The following is a 22201-nucleotide window of genomic DNA, read 5'->3' as shown; positions in this document are numbered from 1 at the left end:
CTGCCTCATCGAGGCTATGCCAATGTCCCGGCGACCCAGGTAGGGCCGCCGGGACGTTAGGATACCGATCATGACTACTCCCGACGACACATCACTCGCCGCCGGCGCCGACCACCTGAACGAGCCCCTCAACGTAGGTATTTCTCTGCTTACGCTTGTGCCCGGCGGAATGGGTGGGAGTGAGACCTACGCACGAGAAATTGTCCACGCGTTGGGCAGATCGTCCCGGGTGAACGTCACGAGCTACGTCAGCCAAGCAGCCCATGGATTCTCGGCACCAACGGCCGAAATTGTCATCCCGGGACGGTTCGGCAAACCAGGCTCTGCAGCCCGGATCGCCTCGCTGGCCGCCGGAACGTTCGGACGAAGAAGGATTCTCCGCTCCATGGCTCCCATGGATGTCTACCACGCTCCTCTAACGGTGCCATTGCCCAAGCCTCCTCGCAGCGTGCCTTTTGTCCAGACCCTGCACGATCTTCAACACCTAGATCTTCCCGAGCTCTTCGGTGCAGCAGACAAGCTCTACCGCCGGGTTTTTTACGAACAGGCAGCTAAGGAAGCCGAGGCGGTAGTTACCATAAGCGAGTTTTCAAAGCAGAGCATCGTCCGAAATCTGGGTATCGATCCCGACAAGATCTTCATTGCCCATCTGGGAGTAAATTCCGACGATTTCACAGCCAATCTTGAACCTCGTGACAGCCGATTTATTCTCTACCCGGCTCGGGGATGGAAGCACAAAAATCACGCCCGCCTCTTCGACGCAATGCGGCTGCTGGAGACTACGCACCCAGACCTGCGACTCATCCTTACCGGAGGAGCGTTGGAAAGCCTGGAAAATGTTCCTCGCAACGTCGAAATCCGTGGGCTGGTCCCCCTAAACGAACTTCGCGAGCTTTACCGGAGCGCCGCCTGCATGGTGTTCCCCAGCCTCTACGAAGGTTTCGGCCTGCCCCCGTTGGAAGCGATGGCATCGGGATGCCCGGTGGCCTGCTCAACCGCGGGATCGCTCCCAGAAATTGTTGGTAACGCAGCAGAGCTCTTTGATCCGACCGATGCTGACGCCATGGCAGCCGCGATTGTTCGTGCCATTGGGCGGACAGAGCAGCTGCAGTCTCTGGGCCTGGCCCAAGTCCAAAAATTCACATGGCAGCGATGCGCTGATCTGCACGTAGACGCCTACCGCTATGCAGCGTCATCGTAAGCGTGGATCTCTCACTTTCGCCGGCCCCAGGCCAGAATCTCGATTTGAGAACACCAGGTACGACTACGTTGTGAGGACGGCACGTCAACGAACTACAGTGCGGGTACGGCGAGACAGTGCCGTGACGTGAATGATCAGACCTACGACCGGCCCAACCACCAACGCTGTCACGGCTCGGAGATCCGGTCCGAGAGGCAACAGCAGAACGAAAAAAGCCACGACACTAGCACTGACCCAGCCGGCTGAGGATACACGGTGGCGATCTAGGGCCACACACATGCCGCCGGTGAGCGTCAGCAGGGCCAAGACGCTGGCTGCCAGCATCAGTCCAGCGAGAACCCATCCATCCACCCGATAGTCTGCCCCGAACAGCAAGCTCATGAGCCACGGTCCCAAGAAGTAGGCCGCAACAGAGCCAACGAAAGCCACTCCAGCTAAGGCAAGCGCAATGGGCCGCATAGCGGCAAGACCAGCATCGCGGTTCTGAACAAAATGCGACACGGCGACGCTTTGAAAAGTACCCAGCGGCACCATCAGCGGCGCACGGGTGAGGACGATGGCAAGAAGGAGCGGCGCGGAGGCAAGATAAGTAGCCTCTGACGTGGTGATTCGGTACAAGATGGGGAACCCCACTACAAGAACCGCACTCGCTGCCGTGGACATACTGGCGTGGCCAACCTTGCGCAGAAAGTCAGGAACTCTCACATCAAGGGGCGTGGCCAGGGCCCGGCGTGCAGGACCGCTGAGAAGAACCAGAACAACCCACGCACAGGCGCCAGCACCGGCACCCACGGCCAGACCACTCGTTGATGCAGCAAGCACTCCGATGGCGATCACCACCACAAGGCGTAACAGGGCCTCACCGGCAATCAACGCGGAAAAGTGCCCCCACTTCTGCTGGCCACTGAGTGCTCCGGCCAGAGCGCTGTGGAAACAGAACAGGGCCGCCGCACCAGCAAGGACGAGGCAGAGGAGCCACCAGCGGGTGCCAAGAACCGCAGGACCCCACAGCGGACCCGTCGCCAACACCAGCACTGCCACGCAGGCAGCCAGTCCTGCCACCACGCTGAGCAGGCGTACCGGTTTTGCGCTTCTCGCCACGGGAGACGCGGACGTGAAATAACTGGACGATCGGATGACCTCTGTTTGCAGTCCCCCAATGACCCCGAACAACAGGAATAACGCGGACCAGAAGGCTAGGAACTCAGCATTGTCTGCCTTGCTCAGGACAATCGGCGCAAACCAGATCACCACATACCCTGAAGCTGCCGCCATCAGGGAGGCAAGGCCCACGGAGGCAGCCTGACGTCCAGCAATCGCGGGACTCTTGACCTCCGTCCGCTGATTACTCAGGGAAGCACCCGGGCTTTGATTCTCAGAAAGCGATGCTGGGTCCGTCATGAGCCAAGTCTAAATGGTGCTTTCCTGGACCAAGACACTCATCCGCTGGCACTCCTGTCCTGCAGACACCCAATTGTCCCGGCAGTCCATCCGACGTGAGGCGCCACACGGCTTAGGCGCGCGGAGTCCCACCGGACTGACTCTCCGGACCGGGCTCTGGTATAGATTGGTTACTATGTCGATGCGTCCCTACACTCGCGCCCTGGTGATCATGCCAGCCTGGAACGAAGCTGAGTCTGTGGGCAACACAGTGAGGGAAGTCCTGGCACTTCAGGACTCCTACGATGTCCTGGTGGTCAACGATGGTTCAACCGACCAGACGTCGGCCGTGGCTACCGCGGCTGGAGCGGTTGTGCTTGAGCTTCCCTTCAACCTGGGCGTAGGTGGAGCAATGCGTGCCGGCTTCAAATATGCCAAGCGAAATAACTACGACGCCGTCATCCAGGTGGACGCTGACGGCCAGCACCATCCCAAGGAAATAAGTCGTGTACTTGCTGGACTGGGCGAGGCAGATATTTCCATCGGGGCTCGGTTCGCCGACCGTGGTTCCTACAAAGTGTCCGGGCCACGCCGCTGGGCAATGGTGTTGCTGGCCAAGGTCATCTCCGGCCTTGCCCACACCCGACTGACCGATGTGACGTCAGGCTTCAAGGCAGCAAATGCCCGGGGAATTGACCAGTTCATCGATCACTATCCAGCTGAATACCTGGGTGACACGATTGATTCCCTCGTGGTTGCTATCCGCTCTGGATGCCGGATCACCCAGGTGCCCGTGGAAATGCGCCCGCGCCAGGGTGGGACTCCCAGCCACAACCCGATAAAGTCAGCGATCTACCTCGGACGCTCCGTCTTTGCTCTCCTCTTCGCCCTGACACGGCGGCCATCTGCCCAGCGCTACGACCAATCCCCCACCGTAAAGGCATGACCTTGTCTGTTTTGGCAGCCTTCGTGCTGGCCCTGCTCATTGTCGTCGTTGTCATCGACATGCTGCGACGAAAGAAGCTCAGGGAAAAATACGCCGCACTCTGGCTTGTAGTAGGCCTAGCCACCCTGGTGCTTGCAGCCTTTCCCCAGCTCTTGGCCATCATTGCAGGGATGGTCGGCGTTCAAGTCCCCTCGAACCTGCTGTTCGCAATGAGCATTCTGCTGGCCCTTGGCGTCTGTCTCCACCTTTCATGGGAAATTTCAGTTGTGGAGGATGAAACCAGAACCCTTGCGGAAGAAGCCGCAATTCTCCGCGCCCACATAGAGCGGCTTGAAACCCGGCTGGACACCATGGCCGCGCCCACAGATTATTCCCGTTCCGAAGGCTTGCAGGAACCCAGCGATCAGTGATCCGCTGGAAGTGCATCATCCGCTCCGACAGAAGTGATATATACATGCCCCTCGACATCTTCGTTCCCTACTGGGGCGAGCCAGAATACATGAAACAGACAGTCCGGAGCGTTCTGGCGCAGGAATCAGACGACTGGCTCCTGACGGTCGTAGACGATGCCTATCCCAACGATGAGATTGCCACGTTCATGGCTGACATCCACGACTCGCGGGTCCGCTACATCCGTAAAGACACCAATCAGGGGATCACCGAAAACTACCGCACCTGCGTTTCCATGGCGTCGCAGGAGATGCTGGTGATTCTGGGCTGCGATGACATCCTGCTGCCAAACTTTGTGGATGTCGTTATGGGAGTACACCGGAAGTTCCCTGATGCCGCCATCATCCAGCCCGGTGTCCAAATTATTGATGAAAACGGCAAAGTGGTGAGCACACTTGTCGATGCCGTAAAGCAGCGCATCGTTCGTCCGCGTGGAAATGGACAGCAGATTCTCGCGGGTGAGGATCTCGCTGCAAACCTTATGCACGGTGACTGGCTCTACTGGCCCTCGCTGGCGTTCCGTACCGAGAAGATCCGGAGTGTCGATTTCCGAGACGGATTCCCCATCATCCAGGACCTTGCCCTGGTTATGGACATGGTCTACCAGGGTGATCTCTTGGTCCTGGATCCAACGGTTTGCTTCTCCTACCGACGGCACTCCAACAGTGCCTCTTCCACCAAGCTTGTCGACGGGTCACGCTTTGCTGGAGAGAGGGAATACTTCACCGTCTCGGCACAACAGGCCGACGAGAACGGATGGCGCAAGGCTTCGAGGGCGGCAAAGCTTCGTCTGACATCTCGGGCACATTCTCTGGTCTTGTTGCCAAAAGCCATCGTCTCCCGTAATTTTTCGGCAGCCAAAGTCTTACTTCGCCATTCCTTTGGCATCTGAATCCACTACACCGAAAGGTCACCTGTGACACATTCCACCCCGGAACCTACGGCTCGCGGCACGGTCCTGGTGACTGGCGGCGCCGGCTTTATCGGCTGCGCCATCTCGCCTGCTCTGGTAGAAAACTTCGACCGAGTCATTGTCGTCGACAGCCTTCACCCGCAGATCCACGCCTCAGGCCAACGTCCAGCGGAACTCGCTGACGGAGCCGAGCTCGTTAAGGCCGACATCACTTCCCCCGACACATGGGATGAAGTCCTCTCGGACATAACTCCCGACGTCGTTATCCACCTCGCTGCTGAGACAGGTACCGGGCAATCCCTGGAGGAGTCCACCCGGCACGCCCAAGCCAATGTGGTGGGCACCACGCAAATGCTCGATGGCCTCAACCGACACGGCAAGCTGCCGCGCCGGATAGTGCTTTCCTCCAGCCGCGCAGTATACGGCGAGGGTGCTTGGACAGATATCGACGGGAAAAGTTTCTACCCCGGTCAGCGGACCAGCGAAACACTGGACGAACAGCAGTGGGATTTCCCCGGGTCGACACCCGAACCCATGAAAGCGTCGAGAACTTTTCCTGCGCCGGTAAGTGTCTACGGCGCCACAAAGCTGGCGCAGGAAAATATCATCCAGGCCTGGGCAAAGTCGTACGGCGTGCAGACAGTCATCCTGCGCCTGCAGAATGTCTACGGACCAGGACAATCGCTGATTAACCCCTACACCGGCATCATGAGCCTGTTCTGCAGGATAGCCATGGGCGGGAAATCCATCCCCCTCTATGAGGACGGAGAGGTCCGAAGGGATTTTGTTCTGATAGACGATGTCGCGTCTGCAATTGTTGCTGGTGCGCTCTCCCCCACCGTGCAGGCGCAACCGATGGATATTGGGTCCGGGGAGTTCCAGACCATCGGAACTGCAGCACGCATCATCGCCCAGCACTACGGTGCTCCGGAACCGCACGTCACTGGCCAATACCGGCAAGGTGACGTCAGGCACGCATGGGCGGACGTGGAAGATGCAAGAAAGACGCTTGACTGGGTCCCGCAATACAACCTGGAGGCCGGGATAGAGCGACTGGCTAGCTGGATTGATGCCCAGCCCGACGTTAAGCCCTACTGACTTGCTGGCTCATTGCCGAACCAGCTTGACGGAGTAGGTACAGAGATGCCGATGGCCACGCGAACTGCGTGGCCATCGGCATCTGCGCTCGACGTTCCCCAGGGGTCACGCGCCCACAGACGTCCCGGGCGCTGACGGGGCGGCATCAACGGTCAGTGGTAGCGGGCCGGTCCTGCTCCTGTGTGGCCGCGACGCGCCGCGGACTCGCCGCATGACAGGCCTTTCCACCCACAACCAGCTGGCCATTGCGGTTGGAATGGTCAAGACGGCGGCAGCAACGGAAAACGCCAGCAAGCCCCATTCGTGGGCACCGAAGACGGCAAGCAGTTGCTGAAATGCAAAAGCGTAAATGTAAACGCCGTAGGAGATATCGTTCTTGGCGATGACTGCAGGTTGCGGAAGCCACGTAGAAATCCAGAGGATACCGTAGGCCATCAGGATCCCTGAAGCCTGCCCACCCCATGTGGGGAAGATGGACACCATCAGGAGCGCGATGGCAAGACTGAGAACTCCCGGCAGCCAGTGGATTCCAAATTTCGCTTTCCACATGAACAGAACTGCACCACCAAGAAAGTACGGCAGCAGTCTGAGGAACAGGACAACATCGGGGTTGCCATTGGTGTACTGCGCAATCACCTCAGTGTTTGCCTGGGCAACTACAGCCACAACGAAGAGCGCCGTCATAACCCAAGGAGATTTGCGGACCACAGCGAACGATCCAAGGACCGCCACAACCAGGTAGCAGAGGAACTCGTAGTACAGACTCCAGAGGGACCCATTCCATGCCCCGACGTATGGAACGTTCAGTGGAGTGCCCGCGACATCGTAGTGGTTTATTTTCAGCGTCAGGTTGGAAACCAAAAAATTCAGCGGAGAAGTTGCAGTGCCAAAATATCCAGACAGCGAACCCTTGGCCACGATGTAGCCGATAGGGGCAAAAAAGACGACGATGGTCATCAAGCAGACGACGAATGCCGGCATGATCCTCGCAACCCGGTGCACAAGATAATCGCCCAATCGATGGGACATGCGGCTCCCAGTGATCAAGTAGCCACTGACGACAAAGAACCCGGCAACCGCCCAGCTGCCCAGCGAATCACCGGCAAAACCTGGCTCCCCCTGCGCTCCTGAGAGTGGCCAGCTGTGATGTACCAACACAGCCAAGGCAAGGAGCAAGCGGATGAGATTGAGGCTGTTGTTTCTGGGATCCAATTGCTTGCCGAAGCGGAGATCTGACCCTGGCTTACTGGCTGACACACTAGCTCCGAATCGCATTGGGCTTATACAACATCAACAGGCAATGCTACCGCAGGAGCTAGCGCAGGGCGCAGCTCAGCGGTGGGACTCGCTAGCCTGGTTTGCGTGTTCAACCGACGTAAAGCGATGATTGTCCAATGCGCGGAATAATATTGGCAGGCGGCACGGGTTCCCGGCTCCACCCAATCACCTTGGGTATCAGTAAACAGCTAGTACCGGTCTATGACAAGCCGATGATTTACTACCCCCTGTCAACACTGATTCTGGCTGGCATCCGGGACATCCTGATCATCACCACACCCCACGACGCAGATCAATTCAAACGCCTACTGGGCGACGGTTCACAGTTTGGCGTAAACCTCACGTACATTCAGCAGCCCACTCCGGATGGTCTCGCACAAGCTTTTATCCTCGGAGCTGACCACATCGGCAACGAAAATGTTGCCCTGGTACTCGGTGACAACATCTTTTACGGTCAGGGGATGGGCACTCAGCTTCGTCGGCACGCAGACATCAAAGGCGGGGCAGTTTTTGGCTACTGGGTAAAAGATCCCAAAGCCTACGGCGTCGTGGAATTCGATGAGGAAGGCAGGGCCCTTTCCCTTGAAGAAAAGCCTGAGCACCCCCGAAGTCACTACGCAGTCCCGGGGCTCTACTTTTACGACAATGACGTTGTGGGCATAGCGGCGGACCTCAAGCCGTCAGCCCGCGGCGAGTTGGAAATCACTGACATCAATCGCGCTTATCTCGAACGCGGCGACCTTCACGTTGAGATTCTTCCTCGCGGGACAGCTTGGCTCGATACCGGGACATTCAGCGATCTCAACGATGCTTCAAACTTCGTTCGAACGATCGAGACGCGACAGGGATTGAAGATCGGCGCCCCGGAGGAAATCGCGTGGCGCCAGGGATTTCTCACTGATGACGAACTTCGAGCGCGGGCCGAACCCTTGGCGAAAAGTGGTTATGGCAGTTATCTTCTAGGACTACTTGAGGACTGACCTGCCGTACTTGTCCTACCCGACCATGAAAGAATGACGTGACCTGGTTCAGCACCATCCCCCTGGCACTTGCGTGCCTTGCACTTCTCTTTGTCCCCGGGGGGCTGGTGCTTCTGGCACTGGGAATCCGACAGGCACGCTATCTGGCACTGGCGCCATCCCTCAGCGTAGGCATGGTCTCTGTTGCCGGTTTGCTTGCGCCACGGGCAGGAATGGCATGGTCATTGTTACCCGTGGCAGTTGTTGTGGCGGTCCTATGCGCCCTGATGATCGCCCTCCGATTCATCCCAGCGCTCCGTGCTGGTGCCGAGAATACTGAAATCGGGTGGCGTCAGGCCCATCGACGACTAGCAGTCCCATTGATCGGCTTTGTTGCCGGTGCAGGCCTTGTAGCCTACTCACTGAAAATGGTCTTCGATCGCCCAGAGAACATCTCCCAGACTTTCGACAATGTTTTCCACCTGAACGCCATCCAGTACATCCTGGACACAAAGAATGCTTCGTCACTGTCATTGAGCGACATGACCAGCGGTGGTGGACCGGCGTTTTTCTACCCTGCGGCGTGGCACGACATGGCAAGTCTTCTGGTGCAGGGAACTGGCACGGAGATTCCTGTTGTTGTCAACGTCCTCAACATTTGTATTGCGGCAGTCGTCTGGGTTTCAGGATGCATGTTCCTCACGAGGGCCATCGCTGGGCGTCGCCCCATCGTCATTGGTGCGGCTGGGCTCCTCTCAGCCGGTTTTGGGTCCTTCCCGCTGCTACTCCTGGACTTCGGCGTTTTGTATCCGAATTTCCTCTCGATCAGCCTCATTCCGGGTGTACTGGGAGCCGTAGCCATCTTCCTGGGTGTTGCCAAAGACTCTGACCCCTCCCGATTGCAGCGGTATTACTTGGCTCCAGCTGGGTCCCTTGCGGTCGCCCTGGCACATCCCAATGGCGTTATGTCGCTTCTTGCGCTCTCGATCCCTGTCATTCTCGGTGCATTTGTGCTTGGACTTCTGAAGCGGGGTCGCTCGCCCAAAGCTCTCGCAATAGCCGCCGTCTCGGTAGTCGGACTGATCGTTGGCGGGTTCCTCGTGGTCTACCTTTGGCAGGTGATTCGTCCACCACTTGAGGCAATCACCTGGGGCCCCATCCAGTCTGAAGGCCAGGCAATTGGTGAGATTGTCAGCAATTCCGCAATGCTCAGACCACCAGCCTGGACAGTAAGCATCCTGATGATCGCTGGCCTCGCCGTCCTAATTCATCATCGTCAGTCATTGTGGGCCGTCGCATCGTTTGCGGCCGTTGGCTTCCTCTTCGTTGTCGTGTCAGGCGTCTCCGACCTCGACTTCCGTCTGGCTGTAACAGGTGTCTGGTACAACGACAGTTACAGACTTGCAGCCCTACTGCCCGTTATGGCAGTACCCCTGGCCGCAATCGGTGCTGGTGCGCTGGCGGAGAAATGCGCTTCACTTGACTTCGGTGGCCATAGGCAGGAATTAGGGACAAATAAAACGGTCTCGAGCTACCTCCAGCCAACGATCATTGTGCTGGTTGTCTTTGGACTCATTGGCTACACGCAGATGATCCCCCTGGCAGCGTCAGTTGATTCCGCCAGGATGAGCTACGCCGAAGTGCCTGATTCACCCCTTGTGAGCTCAGACGAACTGGCAATCCTAGAAAAAGTCGATGCCCTCGTCCCGGAAGGGGCGACTATCGCCGCAAACCCCTGGACCGGAGCTGCCCTGGCCTACGCTTTGGCTGACCGAAACACGACTTCCAAGCACACGCTGACCACCTACACAGCCTCTGAAAAACTGATCAACAGCAGGCTACGTTGGGCAGCCAGCGATCCTGACGTCTGCAACGCGGTTAGGGACCTCAACGTTGGCTATGTCCTCGACTTTGGAACCCAGGGAGTCAACGGAGGCGGCGCAGGGTTCCCGGGCCTTGAAATCTCCAACCCTACTGACGGCTTCACACTTCTTGCGCAAGTTGGCGATGCAAAGCTTTTCGAGGTGACAGCCTGCCGGTAGACGCCGTCGGGTCCCTGGCCCTACAGGCCCAAGAGCAATCCCAGCGGTCGGGCCAGCGTCTTGGCGAAGGTATTGGTGAGGTGGTTGTCGCGATAGACCAACACATTGCCCAGAACGGCGGGGCAGACGTGCTCGTCGCAGAGGTAGGGGTCAAGGTTGACCACGTCGACGCCTTGGATATTTTCTGCGGCCAGTGCGAGGGGGTCCGGGTGGGAAGCGCGGTCGGGAACAGGAACTCCACACTCTGGACTGCTACCTCGCAAAGCCACACAATCCGGCACTGAACCTTCCGGGAGGGGAATGTCAGGAACAACTGCAACCCTAATGTTCTCGGCGCGCAATTGTCCCAGAAGATCCTCGTATCCTTTCTGGAGGCTTTCATCGTCGGTCCATCGCCATTTCAGCTCCCGAGCATAGCTCTCAGGATTCATTCCAGAGACCACCACTAAATCAGGCTTCTGGTCGAGGATCATGGCGACGGAAAGGGCGTTCGCATCTGCGCACCCCTGAAAGACTGTGTTGACGGATCGAGGCGGCGAGGACGAAAACGGGCAACCGTTTCGGACCATCGCCTGGACATTCCAGCCAGTTGGCGCTCCGGCCAATACCAATGGATCGACATACTGGGCTGCATGTGAGTCGCCAATAACCACCATGGTCCTCGCGCTGTCTTCTGCTCCAAAGACACAGCTATCGCGCGCCTGTTTAACTGGATCAAAGACACCGCAGTCCCCGGCTGCCGTCATCGGTAGGTCCCTGAGCGCCACTGCCGGATCGGGCAGCACAGGCATGCTGGGAGGCGTATCCACACCCTGCCCGGCGGGCATTACTAGCGCTCCCGGATATTCCCGCACATTTAATGTCTGCTCAATGCTCGAGAACTTCATTTCCATGACTGTCCAGGGCACGGCTGCAATGACCACAGTGCCCGCGATTAGCGCGGCGGCAAAGCCGAAGGCAGTCTTCCCGCGACGAGCATGGCGGCCTACCTTCCTTGAGAATGGGCGCGTCGCCCGGGCTCCCGCCGAGCCACGAAACGGCTGCTCCACCCATAGATAGGAAAGGGCAGCAAGGCCAAGGCTAACCGCTACCAGCACAATGCCATCGACAGCATCTGGTTGGCGCCCCGACACCTGCACGAAAAAGACGATGACTGGCCAATGCCAAAGATACAGCGAATACGAAACATCACCCACGAGCACATAAGGTCTCGTAGAAAAAAGAGCCGTCACGGATCTCGTACTCGACAAGCCTCCGCTCTGCGACTCTCCGGCAAGGATGATGGCTCCGGCTCCCAGAACCGGAAGGAGCGCCAGGAAACCTGGAAACGCCAGGTCAGTGCTGAAGATCAGGGCCGACAACGCAATAGCCGAGAGTCCAACGAATCCGGCTACGCGCCGGGACGCAGCCCCAAATAGCGCCACGGCACCACTAAGACTGAGGATTCCACCAAACGCCAACTCCCAGACGCGTGTTGACGTGGCGAAGTACGCAAGGTCGTGGTGGGACTGCGAGAGCACTGTGCTGTGGACAAAGGACACAGCGAAGAGAACCAGCAAAAGCTTGAGGCAACGACTTTGCAGTGACGCGCCGGGCATCCAACGCCACCAGGCAACGGAGGCAAGGAGGACCGGGATAACCAGGTAGAACTGTTCCTCCACAGCAAGGGACCAAAAGTGCTGGACCGGCGACACCAGTGCCGTCGCACCCGCGTAGGTTCCTGTACTGAACGCTTGATGCCAATTCTGGATCTGCAGCGCAGACATCGCCACGTCCTGCGATATAGACTGCCACCGAGATTGCGGTAGGACTAACAGTGCTCCCGCCAACGTGGCGAGAAGGACCACAGTTGATGCTGGAAGCAACCGGAGAATTCGTCGCGTATAAAATCTGGTGAGGCTGAGACTGCCAGTTCGCTGGATTTCGCGAACCAGAGAGCCAACTATGAAGTATCCGGAGAGAACAAAAAAGACATCCACGCCTACAAATCCACCCGGAAGCAGGCTCGGCCACAGATGATAAACAATCACCAAACCCACAGCCAAGGCCCGCAGTCCCTGAAGATCGAGCCTGCGGCCAGAATGCTTTATGGGTGCAGCAGACACTTCCCTTACATGGACAACCTTTTGCGTTGACCGCACGGTCCCCTAGCCTTCAAGAATGAAACGCGAGCCACCGACGGGAGAACAGTCTCCCACCTGAAAATTCGGCCAATCAGGCCCGGAGGAGCTCCACAGCCTGGACAATCGGACCGTCGAAGGTAATTTTTCCGTGTTCGAGGAGGATTCCGCGATCGCAGATCCGAGACACAAGATCCAGGTCATGGCTCACGACAACCAGAGTTTTCCCCTGCTGCGCCAGTTGCTGAATCTTCTCGATGCATTTTTTCTGGAAAGGTTCATCACCGACGGCAAGAATCTCGTCAATGAGGAATACTTCTGGATCGGTATGGACAGCTACTGAAAATGCCAGTCGAAGATACATCCCCGAGGAGTAGAACTTAACTTCCGTATCGATAAACTGCCCAATCTCGGAGAATTCAACGATGGCATCGAATCGCTCCTCGATCTGCTGCTCCGTCATGCCAAGAATCGCACCGTTAAGGTATACGTTGTCTCTGCCTGACAGGTCAGGATGGAACCCCGCGCCAACCTCAATGAGGCCAGCAACTCGTCCCCTCGTATGGACAGTGCCCGAGTCCGGGAGCATGACGCCTGAAATATGCTTAAGAAGCGTCGACTTCCCGGAGCCATTGAGGCCGAGCAGGGCGACAGTTTCTCCGGTTTTGATCGCGAGGGAAACATCTTTGAGGGCGTGAAACTTCTCCGAAAGATCCCCTTTCCGGCCTTTTGCAAGCCACACGACGGCTTCCTTGATAGAACGCGTGTGTCGCAAGACAAACTGTTTGCTGATGTCGGATACTTCAATTGCATTTACCATCTAGAGCTCCTGCGCGAAACGGCCTTCAAGCCGACGGAAGGTCAACTGTCCGAGACCCAAAATGACCAGCGAGATAGCGAGTCCAACCGGGGCCCAGAGGATGAGCAGATTCGGTGGCATCAATGCTGACCCATCAGTCGTTGGGTACCAGAAAGCGAAGTGAAAAAGCTCAACACCAATAGTGATGGGGTTTGCCTGGTAGAACGCGAAAACCGTGGGGCCGAGCTTCTGTTCAACCATGGTCCATGAGTACATGACGGGTGAAGCCCACGTGGCGATCATCAGCAGCATGTCCACAAGGTTTTCAGAATCGCGGAAGTAGACGTTGGCAGATCCAAAAAGCAGACCGAGCCCGGTCGCCAGGAGTCCCACGATCACAAAGCCAACCACAGCAGAGATCAGTTGGAACGCCGTCGGAGTCCAGCCAGCGAATATACAGGCAACAAGAAGAATAACAAGCTGCGGAAAGAAGTGGACTGCAGACACCCAGACGGAAGCGACGGGAAAGAGCTCTCGCGGTAGGTAGATTTTCTTGATCAGGTTGCCATTGTTCACTATTGACCGCGCGGCATTTCCCAATGCTTCAGAGAAAAAATTGATCAGGATAATACCGGAGAACAGGTAAATCGCGTAATTTGCCAACCCGTCCGGGTTTCGCGCACTCTTCTCAAGGCCTAGGAAAACCCCTAGCGCAATGTAGAAAACAATAAACTGAACACCAGGTTTGACATAGGACCACAGCAGTCCCAAAACAGAGCCCCGGTAGCGGACCTTCAGCTCCTTGCGGACCAGGAGCTTCAGAAGGAACCCCGACTGTCGAAGATCAGAAAACCCGCGGCCCAGGCCAGGTCGGGTCAGCTCTCCCTCTGCGCCAACGCTCACTTGACCTCATTCTGCGTATGCTCGCGGAACGTCTCTCTCCACGACTCTATTGATGTCAGATCGTGCATGGCTGCCTTGTACTGCCGGCTCAGCTTTTCCCAGTCGCGCAACAGCGCGGCATGGAGCTTGGCGCTCTCCGCCAGGAGGGAGCGAAGTTGTTTGGGATCCCTGCGATACCAGGACGCCCCGGTCCCCTCTGCATTTGAGACAACGGCACTGTCATACTGAGCCATCCGCCACCATCGATTGTCTTGGTGAGGGATCGTGGTCTGCGGTCGATCCGCACTGGTTCCGGTGACTGGGCTGGACAGTTGCCTGAGTACTGTCTTCGCGGCCCACGGAAGGAGCGCCACCTTGGAAGGTTGCGACACTCCTTGCCCACGGCGGGGAGGTTTGTCCATCTTGGGTGCCGGAAAGTCCTCAGGGTTGGACTTAAAGACGGAGTCGGAGTACTTCGCCAGCATGGTCCGGATTTCAGGGAGTTTGGTCGGCAGGATGTCGCGGAGGCCGTCAGGACCCTTGAGAACGTCCTCCAGTGCCCACTGGCGCCCGTGCGCTGTGGCGTACTGCATGGAGACCAGGTGCTTCACGTCCATGTACTGCGACTCGCGGACGACACGGCCACCATGCTCGTAGGGGCTGTGCAGGAGTGCGGCAACCACACGGTTACGGGCGTGGAAGTAGGCCTGCCAGCCAACAAGGTCGTCCTTGTCGATCCACGACACGTGCCATACGGCCGAGCCCGGCAGGGAAACTGTCGGGTAGCCATGTGCTTTTGCCCGGAGGCCGTATTCTGCATCATCCCATTTGATGAACACCGGAAGGGAAAGACCTATCTCACGAATCACCTGGGTGGGGATCAGGCACATCCACCAGCCGTTGTAGTCAACATCGCAGCGGCGGTGAAGCCAGGAGGTCTGACGAAGGTTCGACGAAAGAAAGTCGTGGCCCAGTGTCATTTCATCGCTGGGCAGGGACGGCTGGAACCTGTAGGGGTTAACTACTTCACCGAAGGTATGGAGGACCGTGCGGTTGTAGAGATCAAACATATGACCGCCAACAAGGCTTGGGGTCTTGCAGCGGTCCGCAAAGGTCAGGAGCCGGATGATGCTCTCCGGCTCCACGACAATGTCATCGTCCATGAGCAGGACATAATCACTGCCGTTCTCGACAGCTTCAAACATTCCCCGTGAGAAACCGCCGGAGCCGCCCAGGTTTGACTGGTTAATGACTCGAAGCTTTCCGTTGAGCAGGCCGCGGACCTCATCAAATCCTTCGGCGTCCGTCAGCTTCTGAGTACCCTGGTCAACAATCAGGACCTCATGGACGTGCTCCATGGCGTCGGCGCTTTCACCCAGCAGGCGGAGGTTGTTAATGCAGAAATCCGTCTTGTTCAGGGTGGTGATCTGGAGGGTAACCCGCCCCGGCGCCGAGGAGGTCGCCGGGCCCTGCCACTCGGCACCGACCATGACAAGGGGTTCGGAACCGGCCACCAGGTCGAACCAGTACCAACCACCATCGCCAAAAGGCGCGAGCGAAAGCTCGAAGTTACTCTCCATGGAACCTTCGACGCGCTGTGTGTCCACCCGCTGCAGCGATCCCCTGGCGTTCGACTTATAGACGATGACCGAGCCGCTGCCCTGTGTTCTGACGTTGAGCCGCACCTGGTCAACGGTGGTCCAGCGCCTCCAGTAGCTCGCGGGAAAGGCGTTAAAGTAGCTGCCGAAGGAAACTCGTTCGCCGCTTCGAACAGAGGTCGAATGTCGGGACAGGAAGTCCTCAACGTGAGCTTCCTGTCCAGAGCTATTGAACTGCGATTTTGATTTTTGGCCGTCACCATCACCCAGCGTTGGCAGCTGGCTGCCGGTGGCTGTTCCCATATCCATGTAGAGGGGAACGGTATCCATCTGGCTTTGGCTGGGCAAGATGACCCGCTGGAGCGCTTGCCACTGCTGTGTGGTCTTCTCTGTAGTTGCCGTGCTCATGCGTCGACGCCGCCACTTTCAATCGATGCGCCCGCTTCGAAGTGCGGACGGATTTTGTTCTCGAACATTGTCAGTGCTGATCCAATGGCCATGTGCATGTCGAGGTACTTGTAGGTACCCAGGCGGCCGCCGAAGAGAACGTCTTTTTCCGCTGCGGCGAGGTCGCGGTATTTGCTGAGCCTGTCGCGGTCAGTGGGGGTATTGATCGGGTAGTAGGGCTCGTCACCCTTCTCGGCTGCGCGGGAAAATTCGCGCATGATCACTGTTTTTTCCGTCTGGTAGTCGCGCTCGGGGTGGAAGTGGCGCGGTTCAATCACACGGGTGTAGGCAGTGTCAGCATCGTTGTAGTTGACTACCGAGGTGCCCTGGAAGTCACCGACGTCGAGGACTTCTTCCTCAAAGTCAATGGTGCGCCACGAAAGATCACCCTCGGCGAAGTCGAAATACCTATCGACGGGTCCGGTGTAGATGACCGGGATCTTCCCTACAACTTTTTCCTTGCTGTAGTCATGGCTTTCATCAAAGAAGTCTGTGTTCAGCCGGACCTCAATGTTTGGGTGCTCAGCCATCTTTTCGATCCACGCGGTGTAGCCGTTGGTCGGTAGGCCCTCGTACTTGTCGTTGAAGTACCGGTTGTCGTAGTTGTAGCGGACAGGCAGTCGGGAAATGATCCCTGCAGGCAGGTCCTTGGGATCCGTCTGCCACTGCTTACCTGTGTAGTGCTTGATGAACGCCTCATACAGGGGCCGGCCGATCAGCTGGATTCCCTTGTCGTTGAGGTTCTGCGGGTCAGTACCTGCGAGTTCCCCAGCCTGCTCCTGGATCAGTTCCTTGGCCTGGCCCGGAGTCAGGTTGGCTCGGAAGAACTGATTGATTGTCGCAAGGTTGATGGGCAGGGAATAGACCTCTCCCTTGTGGACGCCATAAACCTTGTGGACGTAGTTGGTGAAGGTTGTGAAGCGGTTGACGTATTCCCAGACGCGCTCGTTTGAGGTGTGGAAGAGGTGCGCACCGTAGCGGTGGATCTCAATTCCGGTCTGCTCTTCTTTTTCGCTGTACGCGTTTCCACCAATGTGGTGGCGGCGGTCGATGACGACAACCTTCAAGCCGAGCTCAGTTGCGGCTTGCTCTGCGATTGTCAGGCCAAAAAAGCCAGACCCTACGATGACGAGGTCAGCTGTCACAAAATCTCCTGGGTAGAAAGTGGGCAGCACCTTGTTGAGCAAGGTCTGCGGATCTAGCGTACCTGAGAGATCTTGGGGTCCCGTGATTGACGACGGCGGCAGCTGGCTTTTACGCGGGGTCCTCCTCATGGAGGACGCCCTGAATCTCGCGGTACCTGGTCCCGGTCGTGGGGCAGCGCCAGCCCTCACCTTCCGCTTCCAAGGGGAATCCGGCCCTACCTACCCAACCGATCTGCCGAGCTGGCACACCCACCATAAGTGCGTAATCTGGAACGTCGCGGGTCACAACGGCGCCTGCAGCAACGGTAGCCCAGGCGCCGACTTTCAGCGGTGCGATACAGACTGCCCGCGCGCCAATGGAGGCCCCATCGCCAATACTGACCCCGACTTTGTCCCAGTCATCGTCTGTTTTCAGGTCGCCCTGGGGAGTCACAGCCCGGGGGAAGACATCATTGGTCAGGACCACTGCGGGGCCAATGAAAACACCGTTGCCCAGCACTGCGGGTTCATATATCAGCGCATAGTTCTGGAGTTTGCAGTTGTTCCCGAGTCGGACTCCCGGCCCCACGTACGCGCCGCGTCCAACAATGCAGTTCGTCCCTATCGTTGCGTTCTCCCGAACCTGTGCGAGATGCCAGATTCTGCTGCCTTCACCGATCGCAGCTGCATCAGAGACGTCTGCACTGACCTCGATGGACGTAGTCATTTCTGCTCCTCTATGAGATGGACTGCACCGAGCATATTCCACGGGGGCCCGCAAAGCTGCTGCCCAGACGCCAACTCCAAGTTATGCACATGGGTCTGATGCCTCAATCCACGTCGCGCAGACCGCGATTACCGTGTTCCTCAACAGGGCCAAAGATGAAAGGCGGGGAACATGCTCCTTCACTGCACTCTGGTGGCCGGCCCAAACTCCGCGCTGGAGTCACCGTCGCAGGAACTGACTGTCGTGCTGTCATCTGGCGCTCAAGGCATAGACCTGCAGGATGCTCTTGGGATTCGCTTCGGAACGAAAGAGCTATTTGTCGCGGGACAGCCTGTGGCTGACTCCGTCCCCGGTAAATTTCCGCTGCTCGACGGTGCCATCCTGGTGGACGGGCTTCAGATAACGCCCGGGTCGGGACAAGATGCCTCTTCCTCCGCTTCTCCCCTCGTTCTTGCAGTCCATAGCGGTGCAGATTCAGGAAAAATATTCAGGCTATCGCGCGGTACTTTCACCCTCGGCAGGGCCGGGAGCGACCTGCAGGTCATTGATCCTTCGATCTCACGGTTTCACGCCAGATTCACTGTGTCGGAGACCCATGTCAGGCTCAGGGACCTCAACAGTTCCAATGGGACTTTCGTTGACGGACATCGGATCACTGAAGCTCCTGTCTCGACCCAATCGCGCATTCGTTGTGGTGTGGTGCAGCTTTCACTGTGTTTCGACGGTGGCTGGCAAACAGATGCTGCTGTGCCGCCCATGGCGGCGTCAGAGCTTCCGCGGGATACTGGGCCGTTGGTGGTCACGAATCTTCAGCTTCCGCCTAGGCGTGCACTTGTCCTTCTTGCCGTTGGCTTGCCCGTCATAGCGGGGGCAGGCATTGCGACCTTTACGGGAATGTGGGTATTTTTTGCCTTCGCTGCCGTGACCGGAATCATGATGGCCCTCCCCCTTGTGCTTGGACGGTCAGAGCAGCAACGTTTCGCAGCCTCTCTGGACGACGCCACCACGCGGGATGCAGAACGACGCCGGCTCTCCTCTCCCAGCGCTGCGGACGTGGTGATGGGAAAGTTTCGAGTCGCTGGGCACCCAACAGGAGTATGCCCTGGTCCGCTGTTTCGCATTGGTAGGGCAGACCAGCCAGCCAACATCATCCTGGACCCACCTACACCGCACCGAGACATCCCGACATTGGGATTACTTCCCGTGATCCTAAAATTCCCGCTGGAGTGCCTCACTGTTCGCGGCACAGTCCGGACCCAGAATGGCTTTCTGCGCAGCCTGCTGCTGCAGAAGGATGCTCTGCCTGGGGGCCCCTGTTCGGAAGTGATCATAGCTGGCCCCGCCAGTACTCTGCCTCTGGCTGCCCGTTTCCTTCCCGGCGTCGTTCTCGTTGCTGCCCCAGGACAAGTAATGGAGAGACTTCGTCACGGTCCACAGCCGGGAGCGTGTCGCGGCGCGCTCGTCATCCTGCCCGGCGAGGACTCAACAGGCGATGAGATGCTCGCAATGGCAGGCAGGGCCAGTGGCTGGAGCGTCCTACGAATGGTTCCGGTGTCTGCGGAGCCAGCCGCCCACGACATAGTGCTGACAGAGGAGTCCGCTGTTTTTACGGATGGTTCGCGATCTCTGACACTCCTTCCGGACTTCGTCAGCGACGCCGTTTTTGATGCCTATGCCCGCCGTAGCCACACGCTCACCCCACGTATACAGAAGGGCGCTTCGCAGATGTGCGGTGACGCATCGTTCGAAAGCCTTGTCGATGCAGACCCAGATTCGGTCGCTGCGCGTTGGGCTGGGCCGCAGCGACCAGGACTGGTCGCTGTGCTAGGCGTCCAGACGTCGGGGCCTATCACCTTTGACTTTGAAGCCGACGGTCCACACCTGCTTATCGCTGGGACCACAGGTGCAGGGAAATCAGAGCTCCTCCGGACGATGGCCGGCTCACTTGCGCTCACCTATCCACCCCTTCGGATAAACTTTCTCTTCCTTGACTTCAAAGGCGGATCCGGACTGGGAGTGCTTGCTGGCCTTCCCCATTGCGTTGGACTGCTCACTGACCTCTCATCGTCCGAAATCGACAGATTCTTGAGGTCCCTACATGCCGAAGTACTCCGTCGCGAACACACTTTAGCCCGCGCGCGTTGTACTGATGCCGAATCGTATCGGGATCAACGCATGTCCTTGGAATCAGCTGGACCGGGAGAGGCGTGGGAGCCGTTGCCGCAGCTCATCGTGATGGTCGATGAGTTCAGGGTCCTGATGGATGAGGCGCCTGCTGCCCTCCGGGAACTGTTGCGCATCGCCAGTGTTGGCAGGTCCTTGGGGATCCATCTGGTGATGGCAACACAACGGCCACAGGGAGCGGTGACGGCCGATATTCAGGCAAATGTGACGTCAAGAATCGCCCTCCGGGTCCAGTCCGCGGCAGAGTCCGTCGACATCATCGGTTCGGCCCTGGCAAGTACTATTGCTGTCAACAGACCAGGCCGGGCGTATCTTGTCCGTGGTTCCGGCGCCTCCGAGGAATTTCAGACGGTCCCGTTGACGATGCCGGTGGTCCGCACCACCCAATCGGCTACCCAAGAGGTTTATCTAGCTGCCTCGTTCGTGGGTCGCGTGAAGCTTCCCAGTGATGAAAAAGACCGGACGGCGGCGACGTCGGCCGCTGCGGCCGAATCACTCTCCCTCAGGTTGACGGAGGTCTGGTCGCAGATCGGTGGATGGCAAATGCGAAAACCAGTGGCAGATCCACTGCCTGGATCCCTGCCCTATACGCATCCCGCTCTCAGCCCTTGCCATGACATTGCGGAAGTCCATCCTGACTCGCCGGCGGATCCACTAGGGATCAACCTTCCGCTGGGGTGGCTGGATCTCCCGAGACTCCAGCGGGTGAGCCTTTTCACCTTCGTTCCGGTAATCCACGGTCATTTGGCACTGATCGGGTACGGCCCAGCTGTTGACGATGCAATGGACATGATCGTTCACCGAAGCCTGCACCAGGACAATGAATCACACCTCTACATCCTTGACGCTGGAGGAACGCTGGTCCAAACACATGAACCACGAATCGGCGCGGCGGCAGGTCTGGAGGAAATGGAGCGAGCAGCCAGAATTATTATGCGGCTCCACGCGGAAATGCGCATCAGGATCACCGCATCGAGCCCACCGGCTGTTCCACTCCTCGTGGTCATCAAAGGCTGGGGTTCTTGGGTGTCCGCCTGGCAGACGCCAACACTCCAATCCGTAGCGGATCTCGTCCACGACATCGTTCGCGACGGCTTGGGGGCCCAGATCTTCATAGTGATCTCGGGAGGACGGGAGCTTACTGCGGCACGTTTTCTCAGTTCCGTAGCGAACCACATCTATTTTCCTGGCAATGCGCCCCGGGAGGCTCTCCTGGGGTGGCCGCAACTGCCGCATCGCGCCAACCCGGCGCACTGCGTGGCATTTGGACCGGCAGCACACGACGGACCGGCAAGTTGCGTGATTTACGACAAGGCGCAAGGGGACCTGTTCAGCCCTGGAGTCTGCAGTTCAGAGCCTTTTCGGATTGATGCGCTGCCCTGCCGGCTCTCCGTCCCGGAGTTGCAGAACCTGGCAGACGCCAATCCCCGGGCAGCAGCGGCAGCAGACGTGAGCTCGGCGGGCTACGCCAGTCTCTTGGTCGGTATCGGCGGCGACACCGCTACACCCGTGTACGTTGACATTCCTATAGGGGGCATCATGGCCGTTGTCGGCAGCCGCGGAACAGGGAAAACCGCGACTCTCAGAAGCTTCGTAGCACTCAACCCGAAGGTGAAATTTACCTGGATTCAACCACCGGCCTGTGGTGCTTCGATGGCTCCACTGCCTCAGCCGATCTCTTCAATCGGGAACGCCCATACGCCCCATGAAGTCTTCCTTATTGATGATGCGCACCGGCTCACTCCAGCGATGAGGCTCGACGTGGCGAGGCTGGCTGCGGCCGGACTGCAGCTGATTTTCACCATGGACCCTGATGCGTCGATGGGGTACGTCGACCCTCTCGTTCTTGGTGCGCGGGTACAGGGTCGCGGCCTCGTCCTTCTCCCAAAAAGTCCCCAGGATGGGGAGTTGTTCAACAGCAAACTCACTGTCGAGCCGTCGCCCCCGCAAGGCAGGGCCGCCCTCATTTTGCGGAACATCACAACAACTGTCCAGGTGGCTTGGGACGGAGCCCCCGACACCGACAAGGGGTGAGGCCCGATCGGCAGCGCAG

General features: G+C 58.2%; 16 protein-coding genes. 8 read left to right on the top strand and 8 right to left on the bottom strand.

The features are described from left to right. The first annotated feature begins 70 nt into the window (after positions 1 to 70). The gene (locus QMG79_RS13325) at positions 71 to 1201 is read left to right on the top strand and encodes a glycosyltransferase family 4 protein (protein ID WP_283539069.1); all 1131 of its coding nucleotides are present in this window, start codon (positions 71 to 73) and stop codon (positions 1199 to 1201) included. Positions 1202 to 1285: 84 nt separating this feature from the next. On the opposite strand, the gene QMG79_RS13320 is transcribed toward QMG79_RS13325, so the two are convergent. Beyond that, the gene (locus QMG79_RS13320; protein ID WP_283539068.1) at positions 1286 to 2602 is read right to left on the bottom strand and encodes a polysaccharide biosynthesis protein; all 1317 of its coding nucleotides are present in this window, start codon (positions 2600 to 2602) and stop codon (positions 1286 to 1288) included. 181 nt (positions 2603 to 2783) lie between these two features. Here QMG79_RS13320 and QMG79_RS13315 point away from each other — a divergent pair, with 181 nt between their 5' ends. The 4 genes from QMG79_RS13315 to QMG79_RS13300 are packed head-to-tail and all read left to right on the top strand — an operon-like array spanning position 2784 to position 5988. Continuing rightward, a complete protein-coding gene (locus QMG79_RS13315; RefSeq protein WP_283539267.1) occupies positions 2784 to 3527 on the top strand; it encodes a glycosyltransferase family 2 protein in 744 nt (247 codons plus the stop codon). Further along, positions 3524 to 3937, top strand: coding sequence for a DUF2304 domain-containing protein (locus tag QMG79_RS13310; protein ID WP_283539067.1), 414 nt, complete (start codon positions 3524 to 3526; stop codon positions 3935 to 3937). Before QMG79_RS13315 ends, QMG79_RS13310 begins: the two co-directional genes overlap by 4 nt. Positions 3938 to 3981: 44 nt before the next feature. Continuing rightward, positions 3982 to 4869 carry a glycosyltransferase gene (locus QMG79_RS13305; protein WP_283539066.1) on the top strand — a complete coding sequence of 296 codons (888 nt, stop codon included), beginning with the start codon at positions 3982 to 3984 and terminating at the stop codon, positions 4867 to 4869. 24 nt (positions 4870 to 4893) lie between these two features. Continuing rightward, positions 4894 to 5988, top strand: a complete 1095-nt coding sequence (locus QMG79_RS13300) for an NAD-dependent epimerase/dehydratase family protein (RefSeq protein WP_283539065.1) — start codon at positions 4894 to 4896, stop codon at positions 5986 to 5988. Between the two features lie 105 nt (positions 5989 to 6093). Here the strand turns inward: QMG79_RS13300 and QMG79_RS13295 are convergent, their stop codons facing one another. Beyond that, positions 6094 to 7245 (bottom strand): acyltransferase family protein, encoded by a 1152-nt coding sequence (locus QMG79_RS13295; RefSeq protein ID WP_283539064.1) that lies wholly within the window; start codon positions 7243 to 7245, stop codon positions 6094 to 6096. A gap of 137 nt (positions 7246 to 7382) precedes the next feature. Here QMG79_RS13295 and rfbA point away from each other — a divergent pair, with 137 nt between their 5' ends. After that, the gene (rfbA, locus tag QMG79_RS13290) at positions 7383 to 8246 is read left to right on the top strand and encodes a glucose-1-phosphate thymidylyltransferase RfbA (protein WP_283539063.1); all 864 of its coding nucleotides are present in this window, start codon (positions 7383 to 7385) and stop codon (positions 8244 to 8246) included. 38 nt (positions 8247 to 8284) lie between these two features. Beyond that, positions 8285 to 10267, top strand: a complete 1983-nt coding sequence (locus QMG79_RS13285) for a DUF6541 family protein (protein WP_283539062.1) — start codon at positions 8285 to 8287, stop codon at positions 10265 to 10267. A gap of 20 nt (positions 10268 to 10287) precedes the next feature. On the opposite strand, the gene QMG79_RS13280 is transcribed toward QMG79_RS13285, so the two are convergent. The 6 genes from QMG79_RS13280 to QMG79_RS13255 all read right to left on the bottom strand — a co-directional run bounded on the left by QMG79_RS13280 (position 10288) and on the right by QMG79_RS13255 (position 17964). Further along, positions 10288 to 12372 (bottom strand): acyltransferase family protein, encoded by a 2085-nt coding sequence (locus tag QMG79_RS13280; protein WP_283539266.1) that lies wholly within the window; start codon positions 12370 to 12372, stop codon positions 10288 to 10290. 109 nt (positions 12373 to 12481) lie between these two features. Beyond that, on the bottom strand, positions 12482 to 13207 hold the full coding sequence (locus QMG79_RS13275) for an ABC transporter ATP-binding protein (RefSeq protein WP_283539061.1): 726 nt from the start codon (positions 13205 to 13207) through the stop codon (positions 12482 to 12484). Continuing rightward, positions 13208 to 14089 carry an ABC transporter permease gene (locus QMG79_RS13270; protein ID WP_283539060.1) on the bottom strand — a complete coding sequence of 294 codons (882 nt, stop codon included), beginning with the start codon at positions 14087 to 14089 and terminating at the stop codon, positions 13208 to 13210. Then, positions 14086 to 16074: a glycosyltransferase gene (locus QMG79_RS13265; RefSeq protein WP_283539059.1), complete on the bottom strand. Its 1989-nt coding sequence runs from the start codon at positions 16072 to 16074 to the stop codon at positions 14086 to 14088. The genes QMG79_RS13270 and QMG79_RS13265 overlap by 4 nt, the downstream gene beginning before the upstream one ends. Then, positions 16071 to 17258: a UDP-galactopyranose mutase gene (glf, locus tag QMG79_RS13260; RefSeq protein WP_283539058.1), complete on the bottom strand. Its 1188-nt coding sequence runs from the start codon at positions 17256 to 17258 to the stop codon at positions 16071 to 16073. Before glf ends, QMG79_RS13265 begins: the two co-directional genes overlap by 4 nt. Positions 17259 to 17367: 109 nt before the next feature. Beyond that, on the bottom strand, positions 17368 to 17964 hold the full coding sequence (locus QMG79_RS13255) for an acyltransferase (protein ID WP_283539057.1): 597 nt from the start codon (positions 17962 to 17964) through the stop codon (positions 17368 to 17370). A gap of 171 nt (positions 17965 to 18135) precedes the next feature. On the opposite strand from QMG79_RS13255, the gene QMG79_RS13250 reads away from it, so the two are divergent. Next, positions 18136 to 22182, top strand: a complete 4047-nt coding sequence (locus QMG79_RS13250; RefSeq protein WP_283539056.1) for an FtsK/SpoIIIE domain-containing protein — start codon at positions 18136 to 18138, stop codon at positions 22180 to 22182. Positions 22183 to 22201 lie beyond the last annotated feature (19 nt).

The sequence above is a fragment of the Pseudarthrobacter sp. PS3-L1 genome, assembly GCF_030063285.1.
Lineage (GTDB): Bacteria > Actinomycetota > Actinomycetes > Actinomycetales > Micrococcaceae > Arthrobacter.
This window is presented reverse-complemented; position numbering and strand designations above follow the sequence as displayed.

Excerpts from the sequence above, each read along its gene's own strand:
- QMG79_RS13325 (WP_283539069.1), top strand. The coding sequence starts at position 71 with ATGACTACTCCCGACGACACATCACTCGCCGCCGGCGCCGACCACCTG.
- QMG79_RS13320 (WP_283539068.1), bottom strand. The coding sequence starts at position 2,602 with ATGACGGACCCAGCATCGCTTTCTGAGAATCAAAGCCCGGGTGCTTCC.
- QMG79_RS13315 (WP_283539267.1), top strand. The coding sequence starts at position 2,784 with ATGCGTCCCTACACTCGCGCCCTGGTGATCATGCCAGCCTGGAACGAA.
- QMG79_RS13310 (WP_283539067.1), top strand. The coding sequence starts at position 3,524 with ATGACCTTGTCTGTTTTGGCAGCCTTCGTGCTGGCCCTGCTCATTGTC.
- QMG79_RS13305 (WP_283539066.1), top strand. The coding sequence starts at position 3,982 with ATGCCCCTCGACATCTTCGTTCCCTACTGGGGCGAGCCAGAATACATG.
- rfbA (WP_283539063.1), top strand. The coding sequence starts at position 7,383 with ATGCGCGGAATAATATTGGCAGGCGGCACGGGTTCCCGGCTCCACCCA.
- QMG79_RS13275 (WP_283539061.1), bottom strand. The coding sequence starts at position 13,207 with ATGGTAAATGCAATTGAAGTATCCGACATCAGCAAACAGTTTGTCTTG.
- QMG79_RS13265 (WP_283539059.1), bottom strand. The coding sequence starts at position 16,074 with ATGAGCACGGCAACTACAGAGAAGACCACACAGCAGTGGCAAGCGCTC.
- QMG79_RS13255 (WP_283539057.1), bottom strand. The coding sequence starts at position 17,964 with ATGACTACGTCCATCGAGGTCAGTGCAGACGTCTCTGATGCAGCTGCG.
- QMG79_RS13250 (WP_283539056.1), top strand. The coding sequence starts at position 18,136 with ATGCTCCTTCACTGCACTCTGGTGGCCGGCCCAAACTCCGCGCTGGAG.